3 protein-coding genes are annotated in these 2,853 nt (G+C 62.5%); all 3 read right to left on the bottom strand.

The features are described from left to right. Positions 1–167 precede the first annotated feature (167 nt). Positions 168–1,064 carry a sortase gene (locus tag U9R81_RS01510; RefSeq protein WP_322493778.1) on the bottom strand — a complete coding sequence of 299 codons (897 nt, stop codon included), beginning with the start codon at positions 1,062–1,064 and terminating at the stop codon, positions 168–170. Positions 1,065–1,311: 247 nt separating this feature from the next. Further along, a complete protein-coding gene (locus tag U9R81_RS01505) occupies positions 1,312–2,454 on the bottom strand; it encodes a pyridoxal phosphate-dependent aminotransferase (protein WP_322493777.1) in 1,143 nt (380 codons plus the stop codon). Positions 2,455–2,460: 6 nt separating this feature from the next. After that, a partial coding sequence (locus tag U9R81_RS01500) for an LLM class flavin-dependent oxidoreductase (protein ID WP_322493776.1) occupies positions 2,461–2,853 on the bottom strand: 393 nt, incomplete at its 5' end.

The raw sequence follows: 2,853 nt of genomic DNA, 5'->3' as shown, positions 1-2,853 counted from the left end.
CGGGCGCAGCCAGTTGAGCGCTTCGAGCGTCAGCGGTACCACAATCATCAGAACGCTCACCGCAATCGCCATGAGTTCCCAGATCGTCCACGGCGCCGGAGCACGACCACGACCGGGGGGCAAACTGGCGGAGCGCGACGGTTTCGGCGGCATAGAGCCTCCTCGTCTCACCTGAGCGGGCGCGAGTCAATCAGATCGGCGACAACGATCAGGCGTTGCGTATCCCAGTTCGTGCAAGTAATCAGCGTGAGCACAGGTGACGGCGTCGGATCCATCACCTCGACTTGGGTGGGCCAGACATTGCGCGTTTCACGCACGCGGTAGCGGTAGAGCCAGCCACCTGCTTCTAAGAATATCTCATCTCCCGCCTTAAGCGCCGGCAGATCACGAAATACTGCACCACGGAGACCAGCATGGCCAGACAAGACCGTATTGCCCACCGTGCCCGGCAACGCAGTGCCATGATGATAGCCGGCGGCATATTCAGCGACCTGCCAAGCGCCATCAACCACAAAGACCTCGTAGATCGACGTATCAAGCTGGATGCTGGGAATGCGCAACCGCTGCGGACGCGGATCGGTTTCCGGCAAGGGTTGCACGCGCGGTTGCGGGGCCAGATAATCGGGCAGTTCGACCGCCATTTCCGGCGCCGTAAACGGCAACGCCGGTAGATGAGGCGCAGCAGCAGGAGGCGCAACCGGCCCCGGTGGCGGCGGCTGGGTAGAAACGGCGACCGGCGGTTGCGCTTGGCCACGCCATGCCAGCCACCAATCACGGCCATAGCCGTCGATCAGCCAATAGGCAAAGACGGCGATCATCGCCACAAAGAGGGCGACTTCAGCGACAAGCAATGCACGGTCAACCCACGTGCGCCGCAAGAAACCACGCAGGGCTTGCTCACGATGCGCAGCGCGCGAACGCAGTTGCGCCGGACGCAACGGGTCGCGCCGGCCCGGTAGGTCGTTGAGAAGCAACTCTTGCAGCAATTCGTGGTCGCTGACACGCTGCACCGGCGGCGGCGACGACCGTGGTGTAGCAGAGCGGCGCTGCGGAAGTGTGGTCATCGTTGTAACGTTTCTGCTGCCTAGCGTGAACGGTGGATCTGCGCGAGCACGCACCCGCTGCTCTAACGCACGCAACCTGCTTTCATTTTGAGGAACGAGCGAATCCGCCTTTTTTGCGCTCTGTAGTCAACCAACTTGCTTACCGATTGCAAGAATTATACACGACGATTGAGCGCTCTGCAATAGTCTGGCCGATAGAATGAGCCATGCGCAGCGATCATTTCCCATGAAGTGTAAAACAAAGCGTCTACGAAAGCGCAGCGCAGAGGCGCTCGATCCCGGCAGCAAAGAGCGCCGGTTCGGTAAGAGCCGAAATCATGATGTGGCAGCCGTGTACCTCGCCATAAAAGTAGCCGGGATGGACAAATACCCCCTGTTCGAGCAGGTAGAGGGCCAGCGCCTCTTCGTCGTCCCAACCGCTGATGGCCGGGAAGAGATAATAGCCGCCGGCGGGCGGGCGGGCATGGATGCGCGGATGATCGGCGAATTGGCGCAAGGCAACGGCGATATTCGCACGCACACGGGACACCATCGTTGCCACAAAGGGTTCGCCCGCTTCAAACAGGGTTGGCAACAGAAACTGGCTGAGCGCATTCGCGCCGAGCAGCGTATCGTTGAGCAATTCGAGCCGGGGAGCGAAGGCGCGCGCCGGACGATTAAGCGCGATCCAGCCTAACTTCAGGTCGGGCAGGGCGAAGAGTTTGGAAATGCCGTTGAGCGTAACGACCGGCAGATCGGGGTGGAGCGCGGCAAGCGGCGGGGTCGCCGGCGCGGCGTAGGTGAAGGGGGCAAAGACCTCATCACAGATGACCGGAATGCCGAGCAGATCAAGCGTCGCCAAAGGGCGATCAACGATCGCGCCGGTCGGGTTGTGTGGCGAGACAATCAAGATCGCGCGCGTGCGCTCATCGGCGGCGCGGCGGAGCGAGCGAGCATTGATCCGCCAATCGCGCTCTTCGTCAAGCTGGTAGCTGCGCAGTTCAAGATTGCGCAGCGCGGCGAGGTATTCAAACAGCGGGTAGGTGACATTCGGCACGAGCAGATTGTCACCGGGATCAGCCAGCAAGGCGAAGAGCAGGCTGTAGGCTTCGCTGGTGCTGGCCGTGAGAAAGATATCATCGGGGGTCACAGCCAACGGCGGCGAACGGCGCGCATAATAGGCGGCAACCGCTTCACGCGCTGCCAGATCGCCGCGTGGATCGGGCCGGTAGCGGCGGGCGGGCCAGTAGGCAGCGGCGGCTGTCGCCAACACCTCAGGCGGAAAGAGCAAGCCTTGCGCGGTAGGGTTGCTGCTGGTCAAATCGATCAGATCACCACGGGCCGCGCGCGCCTGCCGGGCCTGTTCCAGCCGGTTCGGGGTGAGATCGAGCTGGGCAAAAACGCCGGCCATCGTGGATCACCCGTTGAGCGAGCTGGTAAGATGGCGCCAAAAGGCATCGCGTTCGCCGGGCACAAACGGCATATAGAGCGCAACCCGGTCGAGCAGACCTTCGTACCGTTCCCGCAACGCTGCCGGCAAATCAGCCGGATCGGCTTCGACAGCAAAGGTCGCTAGCATCGTCTCATCGATCAGGCCGGGCATGGCGGCCCACCGCTGCTGCGCCGCCAAGCGCGACAGCTCTTCGCCTACCTCTTCCCAGCCATGGCAAGCCAGCACAGCGCGATAGGTCGGCGTCGAGGCATAAAACGCGATCTGCTGGCGGGCAAAGGCCCGCATCCGTTCGCGTTCGGCCCGATCATTGCCGGTGATGACCAGCGCACTGCCGGCAATCGCGCACGCCGCCGGATC

The organism is Chloroflexus sp. (assembly GCF_034435895.1).
Lineage (GTDB): Bacteria > Chloroflexota > Chloroflexia > Chloroflexales > Chloroflexaceae > Chloroflexus.
The sequence above is the reverse complement of the archived record's forward strand: the minus strand, read 5'-3'. Positions and strand labels throughout refer to the sequence as shown.